General features: G+C 56.4%; 30 protein-coding genes. 24 read left to right on the top strand and 6 right to left on the bottom strand.

Translation table 11 applies throughout. The annotated features are described in order from the left end of the window. Positions 1-35: 35 nt before the first annotated feature. The 4 genes from B3K78_RS15045 to B3K78_RS15030 all read right to left on the bottom strand — a co-directional run bounded on the left by B3K78_RS15045 (position 36) and on the right by B3K78_RS15030 (position 4,362). Positions 36-236 carry a CsbD family protein gene (locus tag B3K78_RS15045; protein ID WP_204996734.1) on the bottom strand — a complete coding sequence of 67 codons (201 nt, stop codon included), beginning with the start codon at positions 234-236 and terminating at the stop codon, positions 36-38. 90 nt (positions 237-326) lie between these two features. Next, entirely contained in the window at positions 327-503 is a 177-nt protein-coding gene (locus B3K78_RS15040) for a DUF1328 domain-containing protein (RefSeq protein ID WP_204996735.1), read from the bottom strand. Between the two features lie 333 nt (positions 504-836). Then, a complete protein-coding gene (locus B3K78_RS15035) occupies positions 837-2,825 on the bottom strand; it encodes an SDR family oxidoreductase (protein ID WP_286696090.1) in 1,989 nt (662 codons plus the stop codon). A gap of 118 nt (positions 2,826-2,943) precedes the next feature. Then, positions 2,944-4,362 carry a wax ester/triacylglycerol synthase family O-acyltransferase gene (locus B3K78_RS15030; RefSeq protein WP_286696089.1) on the bottom strand — a complete coding sequence of 473 codons (1,419 nt, stop codon included), beginning with the start codon at positions 4,360-4,362 and terminating at the stop codon, positions 2,944-2,946. Between the two features lie 259 nt (positions 4,363-4,621). On the opposite strand from B3K78_RS15030, the gene B3K78_RS15025 reads away from it, so the two are divergent. The 6 genes from B3K78_RS15025 (at position 4,622) to B3K78_RS15000 (ending at position 8,161) form a co-directional block, all read left to right on the top strand. Continuing rightward, positions 4,622-5,461, top strand: coding sequence for a peroxiredoxin family protein (locus tag B3K78_RS15025; RefSeq protein WP_286696088.1), 840 nt, complete (start codon positions 4,622-4,624; stop codon positions 5,459-5,461). After that, entirely contained in the window at positions 5,458-6,135 is a 678-nt protein-coding gene (locus tag B3K78_RS15020) for an NUDIX hydrolase (protein WP_286696087.1), read from the top strand. The genes B3K78_RS15025 and B3K78_RS15020 overlap by 4 nt, the downstream gene beginning before the upstream one ends. Before the next feature lie 115 nt (positions 6,136-6,250). Next, the gene (locus B3K78_RS15015) at positions 6,251-6,676 is read left to right on the top strand and encodes an EF-hand domain-containing protein (protein WP_204996818.1); all 426 of its coding nucleotides are present in this window, start codon (positions 6,251-6,253) and stop codon (positions 6,674-6,676) included. A 27-nt stretch (positions 6,677-6,703) separates the two neighbouring features. Continuing rightward, positions 6,704-7,267: an RNA polymerase sigma factor gene (locus B3K78_RS15010; protein ID WP_286696086.1), complete on the top strand. Its 564-nt coding sequence runs from the start codon at positions 6,704-6,706 to the stop codon at positions 7,265-7,267. After that, positions 7,260-7,688, top strand: coding sequence for a hypothetical protein (locus B3K78_RS15005; RefSeq protein ID WP_286696085.1), 429 nt, complete (start codon positions 7,260-7,262; stop codon positions 7,686-7,688). The genes B3K78_RS15010 and B3K78_RS15005 overlap by 8 nt, the downstream gene beginning before the upstream one ends. Then, positions 7,688-8,161, top strand: a complete 474-nt coding sequence (locus B3K78_RS15000) for a periplasmic heavy metal sensor (RefSeq protein WP_286696084.1) — start codon at positions 7,688-7,690, stop codon at positions 8,159-8,161. Before B3K78_RS15005 ends, B3K78_RS15000 begins: the two co-directional genes overlap by 1 nt. Here the strand turns inward: B3K78_RS15000 and B3K78_RS14995 are convergent. Both B3K78_RS14995 and B3K78_RS14990 read right to left on the bottom strand, forming a co-directional pair. Further along, positions 8,155-8,772, bottom strand: a complete 618-nt coding sequence (locus tag B3K78_RS14995) for a transglycosylase SLT domain-containing protein (protein ID WP_374973001.1) — start codon at positions 8,770-8,772, stop codon at positions 8,155-8,157. The two genes, B3K78_RS15000 and B3K78_RS14995, sit on opposite strands and share 7 nt — an antisense overlap. Then, a complete protein-coding gene (locus B3K78_RS14990) occupies positions 8,741-10,468 on the bottom strand; it encodes a proline--tRNA ligase (RefSeq protein ID WP_286696083.1) in 1,728 nt (575 codons plus the stop codon). The genes B3K78_RS14995 and B3K78_RS14990 overlap by 32 nt, the downstream gene beginning before the upstream one ends. 98 nt (positions 10,469-10,566) lie before the next feature. Here B3K78_RS14990 and B3K78_RS14985 point away from each other — a divergent pair, with 98 nt between their 5' ends. The 18 genes from B3K78_RS14985 to queC all read left to right on the top strand — a co-directional run bounded on the left by B3K78_RS14985 (position 10,567) and on the right by queC (position 24,622). Next, on the top strand, positions 10,567-10,992 hold the full coding sequence (locus B3K78_RS14985) for an HIT domain-containing protein (RefSeq protein ID WP_286696082.1): 426 nt from the start codon (positions 10,567-10,569) through the stop codon (positions 10,990-10,992). 8 nt (positions 10,993-11,000) lie between these two features. Beyond that, complete coding sequence (lhgD, locus tag B3K78_RS14980; protein ID WP_286696081.1) at positions 11,001-12,200, top strand: L-2-hydroxyglutarate dehydrogenase; 1,200 nt, start codon at positions 11,001-11,003, stop codon at positions 12,198-12,200. Positions 12,201-12,408: 208 nt separating this feature from the next. Further along, entirely contained in the window at positions 12,409-12,804 is a 396-nt protein-coding gene (locus B3K78_RS14975; RefSeq protein WP_027874333.1) for an HU family DNA-binding protein, read from the top strand. A 224-nt stretch (positions 12,805-13,028) separates the two neighbouring features. After that, a complete protein-coding gene (locus B3K78_RS14970; protein ID WP_204996746.1) occupies positions 13,029-13,268 on the top strand; it encodes an FmdB family zinc ribbon protein in 240 nt (79 codons plus the stop codon). 56 nt (positions 13,269-13,324) lie between these two features. Continuing rightward, positions 13,325-15,094 carry an aspartate--tRNA ligase gene (gene aspS / locus B3K78_RS14965; protein WP_286696080.1) on the top strand — a complete coding sequence of 590 codons (1,770 nt, stop codon included), beginning with the start codon at positions 13,325-13,327 and terminating at the stop codon, positions 15,092-15,094. A 40-nt stretch (positions 15,095-15,134) separates the two neighbouring features. After that, positions 15,135-15,881 carry a YebC/PmpR family DNA-binding transcriptional regulator gene (locus B3K78_RS14960; protein ID WP_286696079.1) on the top strand — a complete coding sequence of 249 codons (747 nt, stop codon included), beginning with the start codon at positions 15,135-15,137 and terminating at the stop codon, positions 15,879-15,881. A 68-nt stretch (positions 15,882-15,949) separates the two neighbouring features. Then, positions 15,950-16,492 carry a crossover junction endodeoxyribonuclease RuvC gene (gene ruvC, locus B3K78_RS14955; protein ID WP_204996749.1) on the top strand — a complete coding sequence of 181 codons (543 nt, stop codon included), beginning with the start codon at positions 15,950-15,952 and terminating at the stop codon, positions 16,490-16,492. Then, entirely contained in the window at positions 16,489-17,088 is a 600-nt protein-coding gene (gene ruvA / locus B3K78_RS14950) for a Holliday junction branch migration protein RuvA (RefSeq protein ID WP_204996750.1), read from the top strand. Before ruvC ends, ruvA begins: the two co-directional genes overlap by 4 nt. Before the next feature lie 17 nt (positions 17,089-17,105). Then, positions 17,106-18,125 carry a Holliday junction branch migration DNA helicase RuvB gene (gene ruvB / locus B3K78_RS14945; RefSeq protein ID WP_286696078.1) on the top strand — a complete coding sequence of 340 codons (1,020 nt, stop codon included), beginning with the start codon at positions 17,106-17,108 and terminating at the stop codon, positions 18,123-18,125. Further along, complete coding sequence (ybgC, locus tag B3K78_RS14940) at positions 18,122-18,538, top strand: tol-pal system-associated acyl-CoA thioesterase (protein WP_286696077.1); 417 nt, start codon at positions 18,122-18,124, stop codon at positions 18,536-18,538. The genes ruvB and ybgC overlap by 4 nt, the downstream gene beginning before the upstream one ends. 28 nt (positions 18,539-18,566) lie before the next feature. Continuing rightward, a complete protein-coding gene (gene tolQ / locus B3K78_RS14935; RefSeq protein WP_027874341.1) occupies positions 18,567-19,241 on the top strand; it encodes a protein TolQ in 675 nt (224 codons plus the stop codon). Positions 19,242-19,252: 11 nt separating this feature from the next. Continuing rightward, complete coding sequence (gene tolR, locus B3K78_RS14930; protein ID WP_027874342.1) at positions 19,253-19,693, top strand: protein TolR; 441 nt, start codon at positions 19,253-19,255, stop codon at positions 19,691-19,693. 2 nt (positions 19,694-19,695) lie between these two features. Further along, positions 19,696-20,457: an energy transducer TonB gene (tolA, locus tag B3K78_RS14925; RefSeq protein ID WP_286696076.1), complete on the top strand. Its 762-nt coding sequence runs from the start codon at positions 19,696-19,698 to the stop codon at positions 20,455-20,457. Then, positions 20,457-21,752: a Tol-Pal system beta propeller repeat protein TolB gene (gene tolB, locus B3K78_RS14920; RefSeq protein ID WP_286696075.1), complete on the top strand. Its 1,296-nt coding sequence runs from the start codon at positions 20,457-20,459 to the stop codon at positions 21,750-21,752. Before tolA ends, tolB begins: the two co-directional genes overlap by 1 nt. Positions 21,753-21,824: 72 nt before the next feature. Further along, positions 21,825-22,322 carry a peptidoglycan-associated lipoprotein Pal gene (pal, locus tag B3K78_RS14915; RefSeq protein WP_027874345.1) on the top strand — a complete coding sequence of 166 codons (498 nt, stop codon included), beginning with the start codon at positions 21,825-21,827 and terminating at the stop codon, positions 22,320-22,322. 18 nt (positions 22,323-22,340) lie between these two features. Beyond that, a complete protein-coding gene (gene ybgF / locus B3K78_RS14910; protein ID WP_286696074.1) occupies positions 22,341-23,135 on the top strand; it encodes a tol-pal system protein YbgF in 795 nt (264 codons plus the stop codon). A 152-nt stretch (positions 23,136-23,287) separates the two neighbouring features. Then, the gene (queE, locus tag B3K78_RS14905; RefSeq protein WP_204996755.1) at positions 23,288-23,935 is read left to right on the top strand and encodes a 7-carboxy-7-deazaguanine synthase QueE; all 648 of its coding nucleotides are present in this window, start codon (positions 23,288-23,290) and stop codon (positions 23,933-23,935) included. A 15-nt stretch (positions 23,936-23,950) separates the two neighbouring features. Beyond that, positions 23,951-24,622 carry a 7-cyano-7-deazaguanine synthase QueC gene (queC, locus tag B3K78_RS14900; protein ID WP_286696073.1) on the top strand — a complete coding sequence of 224 codons (672 nt, stop codon included), beginning with the start codon at positions 23,951-23,953 and terminating at the stop codon, positions 24,620-24,622. The last annotated feature ends 125 nt before the right edge of the window (positions 24,623-24,747 follow it).

Genomic DNA, 24,747 nt, shown 5'->3' with positions numbered 1-24,747 from the left:
TGCGAGTCACGTGTAATGGACTCGGTTGTGCCGATTTACGACACTTTTTTCTTTAATTCTTCAAATTGCTGTTTGGCTTCATCGCGGGCCAAACCGTAGCGTTCTTGCAACGCGCCGATAAGGCGTTCACTGCTGCCATCCACGCTCTCTAGTTCGTCGTCGCTTAATTCAGCCCACTTCTCTTTGATGCGACCTTTCAGTTGTTTCCATTTGCCTTCAGCGATATCTCGGTTCATAGCGTTCTCCTTATGTGGTCAAGGTGATGCAGTGAAGAGTTTTGGGCGAATTGCTCAGGGGATTTCTCCCGCTATGTGAGCGTCGCGGCGCTACATCTGGGGAGGTTTGCCGCGCAAGGCGCGTGCAAGAAGGGAGAGAAGCAATAATGCGATAAAGATAAAAAACAGAATTTTAGCGATTCCAGTCGCTGCACCCGCTACACCGCTAAAGCCCAAGGCGCCTGCGATCAGTGCGATAACGAGAAACATCAATGTCCAACCTAGCATACTGCCTCCATGTTGCTTCGTTACTGGATATGACAGCGCTAAGAAAAACAGTTCAATATTTTTTTATTAGTGCGCCTTATTGGCACTGAGCTTGCCGATGAAAAATTGAAACAGTGAATTTATTTGCGACGTGAATATCGTCGTATTGAATGCGCGAGGAAGGCCGCTATTCGCCGCCGCAGGCGCGCTATTTCGCGGCAGGGCATCGCTCTTCATTCCACGCACATTTGCACCATTTGCAAGGCGTAAAAAAACCGCATGGCCCATGTATTGAGCAATGCGGTTTGGCGGTTTTACTACGCAGAGTTTGCGTGCTGCGTATCGCTACCTATTTTAGACGTGGATACCTTTGAGTACCGCTGCCAAGGCGACTTGTTCTGAAGATGCCTCAGTTTTCACCTCTTCGCCTTCACCCTTTGCGGCGGCGGAGTCGGGGAAGGTGCGGAAGACGGTGTTCATAATAATTTCCGTTGCCTTCGGCATCACCGCGTTGAGTACTTGCATGCTGATGCCCAAGCCGGTCGCTATGCGCTTAGGACGCTTCACGATCGCTTCACAGATCATGTCCGCGGCTTCTTCTGGCGATAGTGTCGGCACAGCATTGTAGATCGAGGTGGGCCCGATCATTGGGGTGCGTACCAGCGGCATATTGATCGTGGTGAAGGCAATGTTGCGGTCGGAGAATTCCGCCGCCGCGCTGCGAGACCATGCATCAAGGGCCGATTTTGACGCCGCATAGGCGGAGAAGCGGGGTGAGGTACCAACAATAACGGCAATCGACGAGATGTTAATCACATGCCCCGACTTGCGCTCTAGCATTGAAGGCGCGAGCCCCATCACCAGCCTAATCGCACCAAAATAGTTGAGCTGCATCGTGCGTTCAAAATCGTGGAAGCGATCAAAGGTCAGCTCGAGCGAGCGACGAATTGACCGGCCGGCATTATTCACCAGCACATCAACATGGCCGTGGTTTTTCAGCAGCGTAGCGACCAGTTCATCGCAGGACTCAAGGTCAGAAACATCGCATGTATAGGCATAGCTGGTGCCGCCAAGCTCTTCAATTTCCTGCTGGGTTTCCTTGAGTTTTTCAACCGTTCGGGCGACCAATACAACCTCTGCGCCGGCTTCAGCCAGTTTGAGCGCGCTGGCTTTACCAATACCTGAGGATGCACCGGTAATCACGATGACCTTGCCTTCAACATTGCCGCGCAGGCTGCGGTCTTTAAATAGGTCTGGGTCGAGGTTGCGTTCCCAGTAGTCCCAAATCTTGTAGGCGTAATCTTCCAGCGCGGGTAATTCTATGCCGCTGCCACGCAGTGCTTTGACCGTTTCACGGTTATCAAAGCGCGTTGGCATATTCATGAACTGCAAGCCGTCTTCGGGAATTTGATAGTCTGCCAGTATCGCGCTGGTGAGGCGCTTAACCGGCGGCATGTTTTTCACCAAACCGGTGATGGAAGAGGGAATAAAGGCGAACATCCGCGAGTCGATGCGCAGCGCCATTTTTGGTGCATGGGCAGCTTTCGAGAAGATGTTGAGTACTTCGCCAACTTTGTGTGCATCGGGGTTAACGAGGTGGAAGCAGCGTCCATCCAGCTTGGGCTTGTGGGATATATGATCAATAGCATCGGCGACATAGTCCACCGGCACGATGTTCATCTGGCCACCCTCAATGCCAATAATCGGGCACCATTGGGGAACGCGATAACGCAGCTTCTGAATGAGTTTGAAGAAATAATAGGGGCCGTCGACCTTATCCATCTCTCCGGTCTTGGAGTCGCCCACAACCATTGCCGGGCGGTAGATGCGATAGGGAATTTTGCATTCCTTGCGTACTAAGCCTTCAGAGACATGCTTGGTGCGGAAGTAGGCATGCTTAAGGCCTTCAGCCTCTTCGAACATGTCTTCGCGAAACACGCCGCGATATAAACCGGCTGCAGCGATGGAGCTGGCAAGATGGAAACAGCCGGCTTGCATGGCTTCTGCCGCGTCGATAGCGCTTTGGGTGCCGCGGATATTGGTGACTTCCTGGCTTTCGGCATCGGCTTTTAAATCGTAGATGGCTGCCAGGTGATAGAAGTGTTTGATTTCACCTTTTAGCTTGGCCATTTCTTTGGCGCTGATGCCGAGTTTGTTTTTGGCGAGGTCGCCCCAAACCGGAACCAGACGATCTTTACTGAGGCCGGTTTTTTCCAGCAGGTCGAGATATTTTTGTTTAGAACTGCGGCGAACCAGAACATAAATAGTGCCCTTTCTGCGCGCAAGGCGTTCGATAAGGAATCGACCGATAAAGCCGGTGCCGCCAGTAACGAAGTAACTCATAGTGCCTCTCCAGATGTTTTAAAAATTCTCCACAGCGGTGGGTGTTAAAACGGCCCGCCGCTGTTTTGCTTCCGTCAGTGAAAGCAGGGGATTTTTCTGGTTGTTTTATTCGGCCGGTTTAGCCAGCCGCCTTGTTATTGTGTTCGAGTAACTGCGGTGATACTGCGTTTTCGAGATCTGCAAATGCCTCGTGTATATAGTCACTCAATACCTCGAGTTTGGGTAGGGCGGAGCTCGCCACCAAACCAAACTGCAAACGACCATCATAACTATATAGTGTGATATTTAAGTGGCAACCCGGGGGCAGTGCACTGATTGGGTACATCTCTTCCAGCCGCGCACCCTTCAGGTAGAGGGGTTTCACTGGCCCAGGCACATTGGACACCAGGGTATTGCCCAGTGGTGGCAGCTTGTCGTCGATACCTAGCAGTTCAACAAGCTGCGCCAAACTGCCTAGTAATACGGTGTAGGCCATTACCGACGCCGGGGGAACGCCGTCGACCTGATAGCGAACATTGCGCAGGGTAAAGCCAATTTCCCGCAAGCGCTCATAGGGGTCGGTGGTTTTGTTGGCCAGCTCAACCAATACAATGCCGATTTTATTGCCCATGCTGTTATCGCCTTGGCGACGCAGATTTACCGGCATTTGAATGGTGATGGGTTCATCGATATCCGATTCGCAATCTTGCAGGTAGCGGTGCAAGGCGCCGTCGATACAGGTTAAGGCAATGTGGTTCAGGGTGGAGCGGGTCAGGCTGCGCAGGTGGTTCACGCGCTCCATGGGCACTGCTGCGGTAGCCACCTGGCGGCCGGGAACCACCTGACCGTTAAGCGGCGTGTTAGGGTTGGCCTGGTAAGGTACCGCCACGGCATTTTTAGTCAGCTTCATGGCTTCCAGGGCGAGCTGGGCGCTCAGCTTTGACAGGCCCAGCGCGGAGCGCAGGTAGTCGGTGGAGCGGCCGCCCAGCTTGCTCAACACCTTCATGATCGACACGCTGTCAGCGGCATTCTCTAAGCGCTTTTCCGGGATCACTGACCACATCGGCGTGGCTTTGCGCGCGCGTGAAGATTGACTCAGGCTCTTTGCGAGAATGGATGACATGGTCACGCCGTCTGCATAGGCGTGGTGAAGCTTGGTGTAGATGGCAAAGCGTTTATCGTCGATCCCCTGAATAACATGGATCTCCCACATCGGTTGATCGCGTTCCATCTTCGGGCTGTGAAGTTCACCGACCAGCTCGTAGAGTGCGTCGCGAAAATCGTCGCCCTCAAGTTGGTGGTAAAAAATATGGTCGTCGATATTGAAGTCGGGAGCGTCCGCCCAACTGGGTGTGGAGAATCGGCTGAATTTGACGATCTGATTAAATGGAGGGCGAATGTCGGCATTGGTGCCAACGTATTCACGCACTGCGGTTTCCACAAAGTCCTTGCCTGCTTTCGCGGGCTTGCGGAACATCATCATGCCACCGACGTGTTTGGGGCTGGCTTCGGTTTCGGTTAAGAAGAAAGCCAAGTCCATTAGAGAGAGTTTTGCCATAGCCGCCAATACTTCCTATTGTTGTCGTAAAACATTTGTACAGGCGAGTTAATACAACTTTATTTAAATCGCTCTGGTGTGGGCTCCAAGATTGAATACCAAAATAGTCTATGCCCTAATGGGCGATCTCGCTATTGCCGTGACTGCTCGAACCTCGTAAAAAAGGGTCAATGCTTACGCCTTACGCTAGCGCAGAATGTCGGCGCTGAACAGGGCGGCTAGTAGGATAATTATTCAATAATGACCACAAAGACTATTTATGACATCACTTAAAGCGCTGGCCAAGCGCTTCTTTGTACTTCCTTATATTCTGCTCTGCGGGGCTGCATCGCTGCACAGTGCGTGGCAGTTGAGCAGCGGTTTTAGTCTGTCGTGGTTTGGTGCTTGGTTAGCTGTCACCCCGGTGCCGTTGTTCGTGGCACTGTTGTACAGCGTAGCCTTTGTTCATGTCGGGCGCTTTATTGTTATCCAGCTAATTGCCGCGTTGCTGGGGGCAATGTTGGTGGTGGTTGAGATGGATATCGTGCCGACTATCTACGGTTTAAGTTTGGGGCTTGGCGGCGTTTTCCTCTACGTTTTCTGGTATTCGTATCTGGATCGGGATGACAATCCCGAGCTGATTGTCGGCCACACGCTACCCCATTTTGAGCTGCAAAATGAGCGCGGGGAGTGCGTCGGTTCTGAACAGTTTCAAGGCAGGAAAACCGCCTTTTTATTTTTTCGGGGTAGTTGGTGTCCGCTGTGCCGGAGCCAATTACACGAGTTTATGGGCTATTGCCGCGAGTTCCTGGGGCACGGTATTCGCCTGGTATTGGTGAGCCCTCAAACCGTTGCGGAGAGTCGCAAGCTGGCTGGCGACCTGCCTGATGGTGTCGAGGTGTATAGCGACCCCTCATTGAATGCGGCGAAGGCGCTGCATATTGTCCATGCGGCAGGCATGCCATTTGGCGTGCCCTTGGGTAGTCGCGATACGGTGCTGCCTACCCTGCTGGTGGTTGATGAAAGCGGTGTTATCCGCTACGCCGACCTGCCAGAGAATTTTCGTATCGGCCCGCAGCCAAAGCGTCTGCTGTCGGCCCTGGAGGAACATTGGTTGTGAGCGACAAGGAAGCGATTCGTCTGGCGGCAACAGCGGTGGTGTTGCGGGACACACCCTCTGGTCTTGAAGTGTTATTGCTGCGGCGGCACGAGCAGTTGAAAGTGGGAGGCGGGCACTGGGTGTTTCCCGGTGGCACCGTGGACCCTGACGATGTTGCCGACGCCCAGGGCGATCGCATGCAGGCATTTCGCTTGGCAGCGGTAAGGGAAACCGAAGAAGAAGCGGCGATCAATCTGGCGCCGGATGCGCTGCAACATATCTCTTACTGGACAACGCCCGCACATATGGGACGGCGCTTCGAGACGGCGTTTTTCCTCGCTGACGGCCAGGGGATGGAGGTAGAAGTGGACGGCGAGGAAATGGATGCCCATCAGTGGGGCGCCGCGGAAGATTTTGTGCAGGCGCATTGCTCCGGTGAGTTGGCCCTGTTACCGCCGACTTTGGTGACCCTGTCGGAACTGTCACAGTGCTCAACCGTCGCGCAGGCAAAGGCGTTTTATGCCGCGCGTGAGGTTCCCGATATTCACCCCAAAGTGACCGACCATCAGGGCGTGGTATGCATGCTCTACGGCGGCGACGCGGGGTATTGCCAGATGGACCCGGACGCGGCAGGTTCGCGCAACCGCTGCTATTTAGACAAGGGGGTTTGGCGCTACGAGTTTTTGGCTTCTTAGGCGAGCTGCACTGCACGACGCAAAAGAATTATTGCCATAGCGAGGGGTTTTGACGCAGCCGGTGTTTAATCAATAACGGCCGTTAAAACCCTTTTTCGTTTATGGAGTCACGACAATGAAAACGTCTAGCAAAATTTTGGCAGTATTGGCGATGGGTGCCGCAATGAGTGCTCAGGCAAAGCCACCCGGCGGCTGCGAGCGCGGTGGAGAAGGCGGTCATAGCGTTGCTGATATGGTCGCAAAACGCAGCGCCCACTTTATGGCGATGGACCTGAACGGCAACGGCGAAGTTACCCGGGAGGAGATTGCAGAGTACCGCGCGAAAATGCGCGAGCAACGCACTGGGTCTCGGGCCGACCGCTTTGAACGGGCCGATACCGACAAAAACGGTAGCGTGTCTGCGGCCGAAGCGCGTGCAGCGGCTGAGGCCCAGTTAAGTAAGCTCGATAGCAATGGCGACGGCGAGCTGTCCCGCAAGGAAATGCGCAAAGGCTTTAAACACGGTAAACGCCAAGCCGGGCCGTGGGCAGACGACCAGTAATTGAGAGGTGATACCGGCGGTGGTTGATTGGCAACCAAGGCATGGAAGGTGGTGAAGGTGTCTCGCGATGCCACGCTGCTTGCGCGAACGGCCGAGGGTGACGCCCAGGCCTTTCAGCAGCTTGTCGACCGCCACAGCAGCGCGGTACTCAATGTGATCTATCGCATTGTGTTGTCGCGCGCAGATGCTGAAGATCTTTGCCAGGAGGTGTTTGTGCGCCTGTGGAAGCAGGCGCCAAGCTGGCAGGATGAGGCAAAACTGAGCACCTGGTTGTACCGGGTAGCGAGTAACCTGGCGATTAACCATAGTCAGCGTGTGCAGCAGCGTTTTGTTGTGGACGGTGAGCTAGCCGAACAGCTGGCGGACGCGTCAACGCCGCTGAACGACGAGCCGGGCGATTCGCCGGCATTGGCGGCGGCCTTGTCAGCGTTGCCTGAAGAGCAACGAGCGGCCATTGCCTTTCGCTACTATCGGGAAATGCCAGTGCGGGAGATTGCCGACGTGCTCGGCAATAGTCCCAAGGCAGTGGAATCGTTACTGGGGCGTGCGCGAAAGCGACTGCGGCAACTTTTAGGAGAGAACAATGACTAGCTATTTTCGGGCTTTGCAATGTTACGGCGCAAACCTCCGGGAGTGGCCGGCACATTTATGGCCAATTGCCTTGCTGGGTATGTTGAGTCGGCGTGGCCGAGCAGCAAGGCGGAACGCCCTCGCCGACGACGCAGCGTGGCGGCGGCAGTTGCAGAGCGATGGGCTGTCATTAGCGCCCAGTGCCGCCATGCAGCAGCGCTTATCTGCCATTCCCGATGCACACCGCCAAGTGGCACCTCCCCAGCGCCCAGTGTTTTTGCCAGTAAGTATGGCGACGGCGGCGGCAATGGTGTTGGGTATTGCGATAGGGGCGACGGATTTAACATCGTCATCCAGTGTGTTTAGCGACGACTACCAAGCCTTTGCCAGCTTGGATATTGCGGGTAGCAGCGACGTTGCAGACTGGTTGGAGGGAGAGTGATGACAACGCGTAAAGGCCTGCTAATTGCGCTGGTGAGTTCGCTGGTGATCAACGCTTTGCTGATTGGTTCGTGGGTGGGCCACAGGTTACACGGCGACCCGATCATGCATTCGATGAGCCGACATATTTTGAAGCGCCCACCGGAGACACTGAGCGAACAGGCACGAGAGGTGCTCAAGGCGGAGCGAGGCGCTATGCGCAAGGCCTATCGCAATCTGCGTGAAAAACGCCGTGGTGTGGCGGCGCTGCTGTCTGAGCAGCCGCTGGATACGGTGGCGCTGGCCGCCGCCTTGGCTGAGGTGCGTGAGGCCGATGTTGCCCTGAAGCGACTCAGCCACGAGGTGCTGTTGCAGGTATTGCCGCCAATGCCGCCAGAGGAACGTTTGGCGATGTTGCGCCCTCACAAGCGCAAAGGCGATCGGGCATGCCCGCCGAAGGAGCATAGGACGCCGCCGCAGCCACCGGTTCAGTAAATGCCACTGTAGTGCAGTTGGCCGTTGTACCAGCGTTTTTTCCAGGCGCGAAACACCCGATCGGGATACCAGTTTTTGCCAAGGCTGCCGTTGTAGCGGGCCAGTGCGCGGCGCATATTGCCTTTTTCCCGCTTCAGATAAAACTGCAGAATTTGGCAGCCGTAGCGCAGGTTGGTGTCCATGTCGGTGAGGTTGTCGCTGGGGCGGCCAATTTCGTTTTTCCAGAAGGGCATCACTTGCATTAAGCCCTGTGCGCCGACACTGGAAATAGCAAAGCGGTCGAAGTAGCTTTCCACTTGAATGAGTGCCAGTACCAGCTCGGGAGGCAGGTCGGCGGCCTTGGCCTCGCGGTGCACGCTGCGCAATAACGCCAAGCGTTGCTCCGGTTCACGGATAATGCTCGCCAGACGGGCCGACATATCAGTCAGCCAGACTTCGGCATCAAAGCGGTCTTGGAAGCTGTCGTCGCGGTGCAGCGCTTCTTTCAAATACGCGGTTAGCGCCGCGCGCTCTGCCGGGTCCTGCGGCTGAGTCCAACCGGTGCCCGCTATCAGTAGCAGGCACCCGGCAAGGGCGAGCTTAGGCCAGCGCAACACGTTGCTGAATAACACTCATCAAGTCGTCGATAGCGATGTCTTCGTTGTCGCTAGCACGGCGGTGTTTGTATTCCAGCAGGCCTTTGTCCAGCCCTCGGTCGCCAATCACAATGCGGTGAGGAATCCCCATCAACTCCATGTCGGCGAACTTCACGCCTGGGCGTTCATTGCGGTCATCGAGTAACACATCATAGCCGGCGGCTTTCAATTGGCTGTAAAGCTGTTCTGCGGTGTCGCGCACACGCTCAGACTTCTGCATATTGAGTGGCACCAGGGCAATTTGGTAGGGCGCGATTGCGTCCGGCCAGATAATGCCTTTGTCGTCATTGTTCTGCTCAATAGCTGAGGCGACCACACGGGTTACCCCAATACCGTAGCAGCCCATAATCATTACCTGTTCTTTGCCTTGCTCGTTGAGCACGGTGGCGTTCAGGGCTTCGGAATACTTGGTGCCGAGCTGGAAGATATGGCCGACTTCGATGCCGCGCTTGATCTGCAGCTGACCCTTGCCGTCCGGGCTGGGGTCGCCGCTGACAACGTCGCGCAGATCGGCAATTTCGCCCAGCTCGACATCGCGCTGCCAGTTGACGCCGCGCAGGTGCATACCGTCTTCGTTGGCGCCGCAGATAAAGTCGCTGCAATGCGCCGCGCTGCGATCCACAATGCAGCGCAGGTTCAGGCCCACGGGGCCGATAGAGCCGGGTGCACAATTGAGCGCCGCTTTGATGTCTTTCTCTTCAGCGAGGGTTAGCGGGCTGGCAATGCCGGGTAGTTTCTCTGCTTTGATTTCGTTGAGCTGGTGATCGCCGCGCACTACCAGGGCGATCAAGGCTTGCTTGCCATCTTCATCGGCCTCGCCGTATACCAGCAGCGTTTTTACTGTGCGCTCGGGCGCGCAATCGAAAAAGCGGCAAACGTCCTCGATGCTGCTCACCTCGGGGGTGGCGACTTTTTCCATGGTTTCGCTGGCAGCGGAGCGCTCGCCAGTGGGCGCCACGGCTTCAGCCATTTCGACATTGGCGGCGTAGTCAGAGCTATCTGAGAAGGCAATGTCATCTTCGCCGGACTCTGCCAGCACGTGGAATTCATGGGAGGCGCTGCCGCCGATTGAGCCGGTGTCGGCAATAACCGGGCGGAAGTCCAAGCCCAGGCGCGTAAATATCTGCGTGTAGGCGGCGTGCATTGTCTCGTAGGTCGCCTGCAGTGACTCCTGGTCATTATGAAAGGAGTAGGCATCCTTCATAATAAATTCGCGTGAGCGCATAACGCCGAAGCGGGGCCGAATCTCATCGCGGAATTTGGTTTGTACCTGATAGAAATTGGCGGGCAGTTGTTTGTAGCTGCGAATTTCGTTGCGGATCAGGTCAGTAATTACTTCCTCGTGGGTGGGGCCGAGGCAAAATTCGCGTTGGTGACGGTCATTAATACGCAGCAGTTCCGCGCCGTACTGTTCCCAGCGACCAGACTCCTCCCAGAGTTCGGCGGGCTGCACCACGGGCATTAGCACCTCTTGCGCGCCTGCATTGTCCATTTCTTCGCGAATAATACGCTCGACCTTGCGCAATACACGCAGGCCCAACGGCAGCCAGGTATAGAGGCCGGTCGCCAGCTTGCGTATCATGCCGGCCCGCAGCATTAGCTGGTGGCTAATAACCTCGGCATCGGCAGGGGTTTCCTTTACAGTGGCAATAAGTGTTTGGCTAGCGCGCATGGTGGGTATCTGGCCTTAAAGCTGCGAATGAAGTCGCCGCATTTTACGATTGATAGCCAGCCCGGTACAGGGTGGGCCGCGTTTAATGGAGAAAGTAGATGTTTGAATTGCACCCACAACTGGCTGCCGACTGCGCTGTCGTCGGCGATTTACCGCTCTGTCGTGTGCTGTTATTGAATGATAGCCAGTATCCGTGGCTGATTCTTGTGCCACGTCAGGCGGGCTTGAGAGAGCTTTTTGAACTCTCTGCCGAGCAGCGCACTCAGTACTGCCGTGAGTCCGACCTGGCTGCCGCCATTCTGACGCGTCAATTTAATGCCGAGAAATTGAATATTGCCGCCCTCGGCAATATGGTGCCGCAGCTGCACATTCATCATATCGCCCGCTTTACAGGCGACCCTTGTTGGCCCAAACCGGTATGGGGGCAGCTGCCGCCGCAGGCGTACAGCGAGGCCGCGCTTGCCCAGCGTCTGGGTGAACTGCGTCAGGCTTTTGCCGCAGACCCTGAGTTTTCAGCGGCCTAATCGTTGCAATGGCAGCACGCTACGACGTCATAGTGGTAGGCGCAGGCATTGTCGGCGCGGCGAGTGCCTGGCAGATTCTTCGTCAGTGGCCAGCGTGTCGCTTGTTGATCATAGAAAAAGAATCTGCGCCGGCTCAGCATCAGTCCAGTCATAACAGTGGTGTGGTGCACGCCGGCGTCTATTACCCGGCGGGAAGCCTCAAGGCGCGCATGTGCCGAGAGGGCTTGCGGCAAACGCGGGATTTTTGTCAGCGTCACGCGCTGCCGTTTCGCCAGTGTGGCAAGTGGATTGTCGCCGTGACGCCTCAGCAAGTGCCGGGCCTTAAAGCGCTCGAAGCGCGGGCCAGGCAAAATGGTCTTGCGCCCACGTGGTTGAGTGAGGGCGAGCTGCGCGAGCGCCAGCCAATGCTCGCCGGCGTGGCGGCGCTGTCGGTGAAGGAGTCGGCCATTGTTGATTACGCCGCTATTTGTCGCCAGTTACTTCACGACGTGCAGCACGCAGGGGGAGAGCTGCGCTGCGCCTTGCCGGTGGACCGTATTGATGAGCGCACATCGGAGATCGTCGTGGGCAGCGGCGAGCAGACGTTTCACGCGCGACAGCTGCTTTGCTGTGCGGGATTAATGTCGGACCGCTTGGCGCGACTGCAGGGCATCGATTGTGATTTTCGCATTATTCCCTTTCGTGGCGAATTCTATCGTTTGGCGCCGCGCTGCGATGATTGGGTGCCCCACTTGGTTTATCCGGTGCCCGACCCCACGCTGCCTTTTTTGGGTGTGCACCTAACACCCAGGGTAGGTGGTGGCGTGCTGGCGGGCCCCAATGCGATACTCGCACTGGCGAGAGAGGGCTATCGCCGCCGGGATATCGATGCTGCCTCACTGCGAGAAATGGCATCGTTTACGGGGTTTTGGCGCCTGTTGGCTAGTCACCCGCGCGCCGGTCTGCGCGAGCTGCATAATGCGTATTCGGCGCGCCATTACCTCAAAGGGCTGCAGCAATACTGTCCGGCGATTGAGTTACATGACCTGCTGCCTGCCCCTGCCGGGGTCAGGGCTCAAGCGGTTAGTCGACGCGGTGAGCTGCTCAATGACTTCCACTTTTTGCAGAGTGCTCGCAGTATTCATGTGGGCAATGCGCCGTCGCCCGCAGCGACGTCGGCCCTGCCAATCGGGGAGCATATCGCCGCCCAGGTGTTGGCTCGTCGATAAATTCCACGCAAAAAATAGGGGTTTTTGTGCGGATGTCGTATTTAAGCCTTGTTTTGCCGAGGCCAATCGACTATTAGTAGTGCGAGGCACGGCCTCGTTGCTGCGTGCAGGCTTCTTTGCGAAGCCCCGGGCAGCGGCGAAGCGGTATCGGCTCAGTGCCAACTTTTACCGAGCAATAATAAACTTTCCCTGAACAGGACTGATCCCTATGGCGACACGTAAAACTGCTCCGAAAAAGGCCGCTGCCAAAGCAAAACCGGCGGCGAAGGCTGCCCCCAAGCGCAAAATGACGGCACTCAGTGAGAAGATGACCAAAACCCAGATTCTCAACGAGATTGCCACCAACACCGAACTTAGCCGCAAGCAAGTGGCCAGCGTGCTGGAAGAGCTCGAAGTGCTGATCGAACGCAGCATTAAAAAGCGCTCGTTGGGCGAATTTACCATTCCAGGCCTGATGAAAATTACCACCGTGAAAAAGCCTGCCACCAAGGCGCGCAAGGGTATCAACCCCTTTACCGGTGAAGAGACCACGTTTAAAGCCAAGCCCGCTAGTGTGGCGGTAAAAGTACGCCCACTGAAAAAGCTCAAGGACTTCGCCTCCTAAGCCCAGGCGTCAAAAGCCGCGCCGATACGTGCGATTCCGTCGTATCGGTGCGGCTTTTTTGTAGGTTTTTAACCCTTCTGCACTGATCGACATATTCCCGCTGTACTGCGTTTATCGCCGGCACTGCTTTGCGTTATAATCCCGCTCCTTTTTCTACCTGTGGTTGTGCCCGACGGTTTTTCCAGAAGGTCACGTTTTCATGATTTGTATTGGAGGGGATTCCAGTGCCCATTTATGAATATCAGTGTCAGGCCTGTCAGCACGAGCTGGAAGCCTTGCAAAAAATGAGTGATCCGGCGCTAGTTGAGTGTCCGCAGTGCCATGCCGACAAGCTGGTCAAGAAAATATCAGCGGCCGGTTTTCGCCTAAAAGGCAGTGGTTGGTATGAAACCGATTTCAAATCGGGTGGAAAGAAGAAAAATCTAGCTGGCGACGGCGGAGCCTCGTCGGGATCAGATAGCTAATTCAGGGGCCGCTAATTGCGGCCCATTTATGACTTTACAGAAGCAGGAAAGAATCAATGCGCAGCCATTTTTGCGGGAGCCTCGGAAGCGAGCACATCGATCAGGACGTCACGATCTGCGGTTGGGTGGATCGTCGCCGCGACCACGGTGGGGTTATCTTTCTGGATATGCGCGACCGTGAGGGCATAGTCCAGGTCGTGTTTGACCCCGATACCGAAGAGCATTTTGCTACCGCAGACCGGGTGCGCAGTGAGTACGTGCTAAAAATTCGCGGCCGTGTACGTGCTCGCGATGCAGCCACCGTTAACCCCAATATGAAGACCGGCGAGATCGAAGTGCTGGGTAAAGAGATCGAGATTCTCAACGAATCCGAGACGCCGCCATTTCAGCTCGACGATCACACCGAAGTTGGCGAAGATGTTCGCCTGCGCTACCGCTACCTTGACCTGCGTCGCCCGCAGATCGCCGATAAATTGCGTTTGCGCGCCAAGGTGACCTCGGTATTGCGTCGCTACATGGACGAGCAGGGCTTCTTGGATATTGAAACGCCCATCCTGACCCGTGCGACTCCCGAGGGTGCGCGAGACTACCTGGTACCCAGCCGTACCCACGGCGGTAAATTCTTCGCGCTGCCTCAATCACCTCAGTTGTTTAAGCAGCTGCTGATGGTGTCCGGCTTCGACCGCTACTACCAGATTGCCAAGTGCTTCCGCGACGAAGACCTGCGCGCCGATCGCCAGCCTGAATTTACCCAGATCGATATCGAAACCTCCTTTATGGACGACAAGCAGATTATGGCTGTCGCCGAAGGCATGATTCGCGATCTGTTTAAGGAAGTGCTGGACCTGGATCTGGGCGACTTCCCGCACATGCCTTACGCCGAGGCAATGAACCGCTACGGTAGCGACAAGCCAGACCTGCGTATCCCGCTGGAGCTGGTTGACGTTGGCGATTTGATGGCCGAAGTCGAGTTCAAAGTATTCTCTGGCCCGGCAACCAACCCCAAAGGCCGCGTTGCTGCTCTGAAAGTGCCCGGCGGCAACGATAAGCTGAGCCGTAAACAAATTGATGAATACACCAAGTTTGTTGGTATCTACGGCGCGAAGGGCTTGGCGTATATCAAGGTCAACGACAAGTCCGACCTGGAAGGCGGCTTGCAGTCACCTATTGTTAAATTCCTCCCCGAGCCAGTGCGCGCGGCAATTTTGGAGCGTGTCGCTGCAGAAAATGGCGACTTGATCTTCTTCGGCGCCGACAGCGCCAAAGTCGTCAACGAAGCCCTGGGCGCATTGCGTTGCAAGCTGGGTGAAGACCTCGACCTCTACACCGCCGAGTGGGCGCCGCTGTGGGTGGTTGACTTCCCCATGTTCGAAGAAGATGACAAGGGCGGTTGGACCAGTCTCCACCACCCGTTCACCGCGCCTTCGTGCAGCCCGCAAGAGCTGGAAAATGCGCCCGGCGACGCCCTGTCTATTGCCTATGACATGGTGCTCAACGGCACCGAACTGGGCGGCGGCTCGGTCCGTATTCACCGCTCAGACATGCAGGAAGCGGTATTCCGCGTACTGGGCATTAGCGACGAAGAAGCCAGCGAAAAATTTGGCTTCCTGCTCGACGCGCTGAAATACGGTGCGCCCCCGCACGGTGGTTTGGCCTTCGGTCTGGACCGCTTGGTAATGCTGATGAGCGACGCGAAGTCGATTCGCGACGTGATCGCCTTCCCTAAAACGCAAACAGCGGCCTGTGTGATGACCGACGCGCCCGGCGTGGTAGAAACCCGTCAACTCAGCGAGTTGAGCATTCGTCTGCGTAAAAACGAAGAGTAAGTAACACGGCGGCAGGGTAGGGCCGCCGAGTGAGGGAGCTATGGCGGGTCACAGCAAATGGGCCAATATCAAACACCGCAAAGCGGCGCAGGACGCCAAACGCGGCAAGGTATTTACCAAGCTGATTCGCGAGTTAGTGGTTGCCGCCCGCGCGGGCGGCCCGCAGCCTGAAGACAATCCTCGACTGCGCGCAGCGGTCGACAAGGCGCTTGGCGCCAATATGAAGCGCGACACCATCGACAAAGCCATTGCGCGCGGCGCCGGCAATGCCGAGGGTGACAACTACGACGAAGTCACCTACGAAGGCTACGGCGTTGGTGGTGTTGCCGTGCTGGTGGAGTGCATGACTGACAACCGCAATCGCACGGTTGCGGATGTGCGCCATGCGTTTAGTAAGCGCGGTGGCAACCTCGGCACCGACGGCTCGGTCGCCTATTTGTTTAATCGCCTGGGGCAGATTCTCTACCCGCCCGGCGTTAATGAAGAACGGGTGATGGAGGTGGCGCTGGAGGCCGGTGCCGACGACGTGATTGATCATGACGATGGCAGCGTCGAAGTGCTTACCCCCTGGGAAGAGTTTCTGGCGGTAAAAGACGCGATGCAGGCGGCGGGTTTAGAGCACGAGTCGGCCGATGTCATCATGCAGCCTTCCACCTCCGTGACCTTGGACAGAGCCGGCGCTGAGAAGGTAATGGGCTTGGTGGACATGCTCGAAGACCTCGACGATGTGCAAAATGTCTATACCAATGCCGACATCCCCGATGCCGTGCTTGCCGAGCTGGAGTAGGCAAGTGTGATTGTCATTTCGCTGTGTGATCTGTGCATAATAGGCGCAGTTTCGAACAGTGATACGCTATGACAATTATTCTTGGCATCGACCCCGGTTCGCAGAAAACGGGCTTTGGTCTGATCTCGATTGAAGGCCGTCGTCACCGCTATGTCAGCAGTGGTGTCATTCGCTTGCCACAGGGCGCACTGCCCGAGCGTCTTAAAATTATCTACCGCAGCCTGTCGACCATTATCGACGAGTACCGTCCCGATGAAGCCGCGGTGGAAGAGGTGTTTATGTCCAAAAGTGCGGGCTCGGCACTTAAACTGGGGCAAGCGCGCGGCGCCGCGGTGGTGGCCTGCGTGTCTGAAGATATCCCGGTTGCCGAATACACCGCGCGACAGATAAAAAAAGCAGTGGTGGGCACTGGCGCTGCGAATAAAGATCAGATCCAGCATATGGTGCAGGTCTTGCTCAAACTGCCGGCAGCGCCCCAGGAAGATGCCGCTGACGCCTTGGCCGCAGCCATTTGCCACGCCCATGCCCGCGAAGGCTTACACAGTATGTCAGAACCCCTTGCCGCGGCGCGCCTGCGTCGCGGTCGACTTAGCGCTAAGGTAAATTCATGATTGCTCGTTTGCGCGGTGTCCTGCTGGAAAAGCAGGCTCCGGAAATTGTGGTGGATATCAACGGCCTCGGTTACGAAGTGCTGGTGCCGATGACCACCCTGTATAACCTGCCGCCGCTGGGCGAAGAGGTGTCGCTCTACACTCAGTTTATTGTCCGCGAGGACGCCCAGTTACTCTTCGGTTTTAGTGACACCCGCTCGCGGCAGTTATTTCGCGACCTGATCAAAGTGAACGGCGTCGGCCCCAAGCTTGCCTTGACGGTGATGTCGGGCATCGACAGCGACGATTTTGTGCGCTGTGTGCAAGAGGGCGACACCGCATCGCTGGTCCGGCTGCCCGGCGTGGGCAAGAAGACCGCAGAGCGGCTGATTATGGAAATGAAAGACCGCCTGGAAAGCTGGGCACCGGCTGCGGCGGCGTCGCCCGCGGTGGCTGCGCAGCCCTCGGCGTCGGCGGTGTTGGCCGAGGCTGAAGCCGCTCTGGTAGCCTTGGGATACAAACCTCAGGAGGCCAGCAAGGCGATAAGCGCGCTGGATACTGAAGGGCAAACGAGCGAAGCGCTGATTCGCGCCGCATTGAAGAATATGGTCAGCTAATCACGCTGGAAAACACTATGATAGAAGTCGATCGCCTGATTGCCCCCGAGCCCGCCGAAAGTGCCGAGGAGCGCTTTGACCGCGCCATTCGCCCGAAAAGTCTCGAGGACTATATCGGCCAGCAAGCGGTTCGCGAGCAGATGGATATCTTCGTTAATGCCGCGCGCCGCCGCAGCGAGCCCCTTGATCACACCCTTATCTTTGGCCCGCCCGGGCTGGGTAAAACCACCTTGGCCAATATTTTGGCCAATGAAATGGGCGTGTCGCTGCGCACTACCTCCGGCCCGGTGCTGGAAAAGGCCGGCGACCTCGCGGCGCTGATGACCAACCTCGATGAAGGCGATGTGTTGTTCATCGACGAGATCCACCGCCTCAGCCCCCATATAGAAGAAATTCTCTATCCGGCGATGGAGGACTACCAGCTCGATATTATGATCGGTGAAGGCCCCGCGGCGCGATCGATCAAGCTCGACCTGCCGCCCTTTACGCTGGTGGGCGCAACGACCCGTGCGGGACTGCTGACGTCACCGCTGCGCGATCGCTTTGGCATTGTTCAACGCCTGGAGTTTTACGGCGTCAACGACCTGTCGACCATTGTTAGCCGCTCGGCAGCGATTCTCGGCATGACCATCGACGACGACGGCGCCAAAGAGATCGCCATGCGCTCGCGCGGCACACCGCGTATTGCCAATCGCCTGTTGCGGCGTGTTCGCGACTACGCGGAGGTCAAAGCCGATGGCAATGTCAGTGCCGACGTGGCCGATGCAGCGCTGAATATGCTCAATGTCGACAATCGCGGCTTCGACCATCTGGACCGCCGCCTGCTGCTGGCCATGATCGAAAAATTTGACGGCGGCCCCGTGGGCATTGAAAGCCTGGCTGCGGCGATCAGTGAGGAGCGCGGCACCATCGAGGATGTGCTCGAGCCCTACTTGATACAGCAGGGCTACATCATGCGCACACCGCGTGGTCGCGTGGTCACTAACCATGCTTATCAGCATTTTGGATTGAGCCGGCCAGACGAGGCCGACCAATGAGCGCGGAATTCTCGCTGCCGCTGAGGGTCTACATCGAAGACACCGACGCCGGTGGCATTGTCTACTATGTCAACTATCTGAAGTACATGGAGCGGGCGCGAACCGAATATATGCGCGAGCGCGGCTTTGCGAAAGCCGCCATGGCCGATGATGGTTTGCTCATGGTGGTTCGCGATGTGCAGGCGCGTTACCACGCCTCGGCGAAGCTGGATGATGTGCTGCGCGTCACGGCAGAGATAAAATCTCTGCGCCCGACGGCACTAATGTTTGAACAGCATGTCTATCGCGACCAAGAGTTACTGTGCGAGGCAAGCATACAGATTGCTTGTGTCGACCCGCTAGTCGGGCGGGCAAGGCGATTGCCAAAGACTATTTATCAGGTATTGGCTGCCGAGGCCGAAACCGCTCAGTAACAAAAATTCGATTCAGAGGGGAGCTGCTGTGGAGCAAGACCTGTCCATTATTACGCTGATTAGTCAGGCCAGCCTGTTTGTGCAGGCGATCATGGCTATTTTGGTGCTGGCATCGCTGCTGTCGTGGTATGCAATTGCCCAGCGGGTGATGTATTTCTCCATGGCCGAGCGGGAAATGAAGCGCTTTGAGGCGCAGTTTTGGTCGGGGGGCGATTTGAACACCCTCTATCAAGAAGGCAGCAACAAGCAGGGCTTGGCAGTGGGCATGGAAAGCATCTTCCGCGCCGGCTTCAAAGAGTTCAGCCGTATGGCCCAGCGCAATATCGACTCCGACGCCGTGATGGAAGGCTGTCAGCGGGCGATGCGCGTTGCCATTTCGCGCGAAGAAGAACACATGGAAAAGAGCTTGCCCTTCCTGGCTACGGTCGGCTCCACCAGCCCATACATCGGCCTGCTTGGTACGGTGTGGGGCATCATGGGGTCTTTTCACGGTCTGGCGCAGGTGCAGCAAGCCACACTGGCGACGGTAGCGCCGGGTATTTCTGAGGCGCTAGTGGCAACGGCAATGGGATTGATCGCCGCGATTCCAGCGGTGATGTCCTACAACCGTTTCTCCGCCAAGCTGGATTCGTATATGGGCAAATATGAAACCTTTGCCGACGAATTCTCCAGCCTGCTGCACCGCCAGGTTCACGTGCGCTAAGGGGCACAGACATGAGTCGTCGCAATAAACGCAAAGCCATGTCGGACATTAACGTCGTCCCCTATATCGACGTAATGCTGGTGCTGCTGATCGTCTTTATGGTGACCGCGCCGATGTTGGTTCAAGGGGTGCAGGTTGACTTACCCGAGGCCTCGACCGAGCCGGTACCACCCACCGATGATGACCCGATCATCGTCTCGGTGGATAAGAACGGCCGCTACTATGTGAGCCTTGGCGACCCGGACAAACAGGGCGAGCCGGTGCCGCTGGCCGAGATCGGTGAAAAGCTCAGTAAAATCCTGCGCAACAAACCGAAAACGCCGGTGATGGTACGCGGCGACAACGCCGTGGAGTACGGCGCGGTGGTGGCGGCGATGGCCGTATTGCAGGGCGCTGGCGCGCCATCGGTAGGTTTGATTACCGAAGAACCGCCGGCGGCGGGGCGCAAGTAAACATGCAGGGCTTCCGTTTAATTCCGGCAATGGTCACACTTTTGCTGCACGGCCTGGTGGCTGCCGTGTTGCTTATTGGCCTGCCCGGTATTAGCGACAGCCAGGAGCTTAAGCCAAAGCCGGTGGTGATTCAGGCGAAGCTGGTTATCGACAAAGTCCCGCCCAGTCGCGCTAAACCCGCGCCGCCAGCCAAGCCCAAGCCCGCGCCTAAACCAAAGCCGGTGGTGAAGCCTAAACCGGAAGTAAAGCCCAAGCCTGCGCCTAAGCCTAAACCCAAGCCGAAGCCTGCTCCCAAGCCCAAGGGGCCAACAGCGGAAGAAATTCGCCAGAAAAAAGCGGCTGAGAAAGCGGCGGAAGAAGCCAAACAGCGCGCGCTGCAGGAGCAGATTCGCAAACAGCAACAAGAGGAATTGGCGGCGGCGCTGGCCTCTGAGGATGCCGCGTTGGAGGAAGCCGAGCTGGTTAGCAGTTACGAGGACCTCATCGCCCAGCTGGTGGTGAACAACTGGTCGCGCCCGCCCAGCGCCCGCAACGGTATGTCAGTGACGGTTGCCATTCGCACATTGCCAACAGGGGAAATTATTAGCGCCTCAGTAGTCAAAGGCAGCGGCAACGAGGCTTTTGATCAATCTGCCTTACGCGCTGTCAAAGGTCTGGGAGAAATCGCTGAGCTGGGTGAGCTCGCCCAGCAAAATCGCGCTGCCTACGAGCGGAAATTCCGTCATTTCCAATTTAAATTTGAGCCAACTGATTTGAGACGATAATGCGAAAACCGCTAATAATAACGCTGTTCCTACTGCTGTGGACGCTGCCGAGCGTCGCTGACCTCACCATTGAAATTAATGAGGGCAAAGACGACCCCGTGCCCATCGCCGTTGTGCCATTTGGTTGGAAGGCTGGCGTGACCCTGCGCGAGGATGTGGCATCCATTGTTGAGCGCGACCTGCACCGCAGCGGTCTGTTCGAGCCATTGAGTCGCGCCGACATGCTCAGTCGCCCCGCTAATGCCAACGAAGTCTACTACCGCGACTGGAAAAGCCTCGGTGTTGACTATGTGGTGGTCGGCGAACTGAGTTTTGGCCGCGACAACAACCTGGTCGCCCGCTACGAGCTGCTTGATGTTAATACCCAGCGCAGCATCCTGCAGGGGGAAGAGTCGCAGAGTTTTGACAAAGTGCGCTTTCTCGCTCACACCATTAGCGACCGCATATACGAAAAGTTAACCAATGTTCGCGGGGCTTTCCGTACTCAGCTGTTATATGTGTCGGCGGTACGTGAAGGGGACAACCGCTTTCGCTACCGTTTGCTGAAAAGCGATATCGACGGTGTGGGTGAGGAGGTGTTGGCCGACAGCATGGAGCCAATTTTGGCGCCGACATGGTCACCCGATGGCAAGAATATTGCCTATGTTTCATTCAGAACGACGCGTCCTGCGATATATTTACATAATTTGCAGACCGGCCAACGGAAACAATTAACGAATTTCCGCGGTCTCAATGGTGCTCCGGCATTTTCGCCGGACGGAAAACAATTGGCCATGGTGTTATCTAAAGATGGTAGCCCTGATATATACGTGATGGATCTGGCAAGCCAGAGCCTGAAAAAGGTGACCAATCACTTTGCCATCGACACTGAGCCCGCTTGGGCACCGGATGGAAAGTCGATCTATTTTACGTCGGACCGAGGCGGCAAACCGCAAATTTACCGAGTAGAATTGGCGTCAGGAAGTGTCGAACGTGTCACCTTTGAAGGTGACTACAATGCCCGCGCCAGAATATTGGGCGACGGCTTGGGACTGGTTATGGTACACAGGGTGCAGGGCAGGTTTCATATTGCCGTGCAGGACTTCAAGCGCAACCGAGTGGAAATACTAACCTCCACCGACTTGGATGAATCGCCCAGTGTCGCTCCCAATGGCAGTATGTTGTTGTATTCTACAACGTACAACGGCAAAGGGGTGTTGGCAGCAGTATCTGTGGATGGCGGTGTGCGTTACCGCTTGCCATCCCGGTTTGGAGATGTGCGTGAGCCGGCGTGGTCGCCTTTTCTGTATGAGTAGTGGCCGGATAAAATCCTGCAGATAAATGGTTTATCTGCAACTGAAAGTAAACTTTGCAAGTGGGGAAATACAATGAAATACCAATCTAAGTTGTTCCTGGGTGTTGCCTTAGCCGGTGCTTTGCTCACAGGTTGTGCGTCAAACGATACTGACAGCAGCGGCCAAACCAGCGATATGAACACCTACTCTGAGCCAACGCAGAGCATGGAATCTGATGTGTCGGCATACGAAGCGCAAGAGCCAGAAGTGGTTCTGGAAAACATCTTCTACTTCGAGTTCGACCAAGCCACGCTGACTGCTGAAGCGCGCCGCAACCTGGACGCACAGATTGCCCGTCTGCAAAAAACCACTGGCCCTATTCGCCTGGAAGGTCACGCTGACGAGCGCGGTACTCGCGAGTACAATATGGCCCTGGGTGAGCGTCGTGCCAACTCCGTTGCCGACTACATGGCAATCAACGGCATTGCTCGCTACCGTATTGAAACCGTAAGCTACGGTGAAGAGCGTCCTATCGCTTTCGGTCAATCTGAGTCTGCGTACTCTAAAAACCGTCGCGTAGAACTTAAGTAATAGAAATAAGGCAAGCTGATGCAACTGAAAAAAACCGTGATGATCGCCCTGCTGGCGTCTGGCCCTTCGGTATGGGCTCAGGCTCCGGTGGAGGATATCAATGACCCAAACCGGCGCAACAATGCCGGGGCGGGCCTGGAAGCGGGCATCTACCAGCAGCTTCAGCAGCTCCAGCAAGAGATTATGGCGCTGCGTGGAACGGTAGAAGAGCAGGGGCATCAGCTTCGTCAATTGAAGCAACAAAGCCTGGACCGTTATATCGATATGGATCGACGGCTCAGCAGTGTGGCGGGGAGCGCGGCGGCAGCTGCACCCGCTGCTACTGACGCGCTTCCTCCCGCTGCGGCGCCTGCGACAAGCACTGCATCGGCAGATCAACAAAGCACTGAGGCACCTGCTCCGGCAAGCACCGATAATGGCCTTACCGGCAAACCCTCGGTCGACTATGCACAGGCATACAGCCTGGTGAAGGCGCGCCAATACACCGACGCCATTTCCGCCTTCGAAGCCTACGTAAAAGCCTATCCCTCCGAGCGCTACACGCCCAATGCCTGGTACTGGCTGGGAGAGCTCTATGTGGCGATTTCACCACAAAACCTGGAGGCCTCGTCTGCCGCTTTCCAAAAGCTGTTAGCCGACTACCCCGAAAACGGCAAAGTACCCGCCGCCATGTACAAGCTGGCAACGGTCTACTTCCTGCAGGATGACAAAGACAAAGCGCGTGAAATGCTCACCCATGTTATCGACCGCTACGGCAACACCGGTAATTCGGCGGTGATAAAAGCCCGCGAATTCCTGCGCAAGAATTACTAACAGCCAAGAGTTGCTAATAGCCAATAGTGACTCATAAAGAGCCACCGCGTTCGCTGCGCGTTGCCCTCGGGCGGCTCAGCTCTTAAAATAGCGCCCTTTGGGTTTACCAGCCCGTCTAACGGCCAGGCCGTTTCACCCGGAGCGGCACAAGCATGAGCGCCAGTCTGCGAATTACCGAAATTTTCTATTCTTTACAGGGCGAGTCCAGAACCATTGGTCTGCCCACTGTCTTTGTGCGCCTAACCGGTTGCCCGCTGCGCTGCACCTACTGCGATACCGAATACGCCTTTCACGGCGGTGAACGTCGCAGCATCGACGACATTCTTGCGCAGGTTGCCAGTTATTCGCCGCGGTATATCTGCGTAACAGGGGGCGAGCCGCTTGCCCAGCCGGAGTGCTTAACCTTATTGCGGGCACTGTGCGATGCCGGTTACGAGGTGTCTCTGGAGACCAGCGGCGCCATGCCCGTTGCCGATGTTGACCCCCGCGTATCGAAAGTCGTGGATCTAAAAACCCCTGCCTCGGGCGAACAACACCGCAATTTGATGGAAAATCTCGACCACCTCGGCGCGAACGATCAGGTGAAGTTCGTTATTTGTGATCGCGACGACTACGACTGGGCGCGTTTCCAGGTCGATCAGCACCGGTTGCCGGAGCGCGTCGGCGAGGTGCTGTTTTCGCCGAGTTTTGAGCAGTTGCCGGCGCGCGACCTCGCCGACTGGATCATCGGCGACAACTTGCCGGTGCGTTTCCAGCTTCAGCTACACAAACTTTTATGGCAGGACGCCCCCGGACATTAAGCAATAGGCAGAGCAGTGACAAAGAAAGCAATTGTATTGGTATCAGGCGGTCTCGACAGTGCAACGGTGCTCGCTCAGGCCCGCGCCGATGGTTATGAATGCTATGCCCTGGCCTTTGACTACGGCCAGCGCCACCGCGCTGAACTGATTGCCGCCCGCCGCGTTGCCGATGCGCACGGCGCGAAAGAATTTAAGATTATCAAACTGGACCTGAGCAGCATTGGCGGCTCGGCGCTGACCGACGCCAGCATCGACGTACCCGATGCCGGTGGCGAAGGCATACCTATCACCTACGTGCCTGCGCGCAACACCGTGTTCTTATCCATCGCGTTGGGCTGGGCCGAGGTGATCGGCGCTAACAGCATCCACATTGGCGTGAATGCGGTGGACTATTCCGGCTACCCCGATTGTCGTCCCGCCTTTATCGACGCCTTCGAACACTTGGCGAATGTCGCCACAAAAGTGGGGGTAGAGGGGCAGGCCATGCATATCGCCACGCCGCTTATCGACCTCAGCAAGGCGCAGATCATTGGTTTGGGCACTGGCCTGGGCGTGGATTACAGCCTCACCGTATCCTGTTATCAGGCCGATGATGAAGGCTATGCCTGCGGTCGTTGCGACAGTTGTCACCTGCGCCGACAAGGCTTTATCGAGGCCGGTGTCAGCGATCCGACGCGCTATCGTTAATCGGGTAAAAAAAACAATTTTTTTATGCTTATGCTGTTGTTTTTGATCTCAAAATCCGTATTATAAGCGCCTCTTTCGGGGCCGTTAGCTCAGTGGTAGAGCAGTTGGCTTTTAACCAATTGGTC

It is taken from the genome of Spongiibacter sp. UBA1325 (genome assembly GCF_002306875.1).
Lineage (GTDB): Bacteria > Pseudomonadota > Gammaproteobacteria > Pseudomonadales > Spongiibacteraceae > Spongiibacter > Spongiibacter marinus.
Note: the sequence above shows the minus strand (reverse complement) of the source record. Positions and strands in the feature narration are given on the sequence as shown.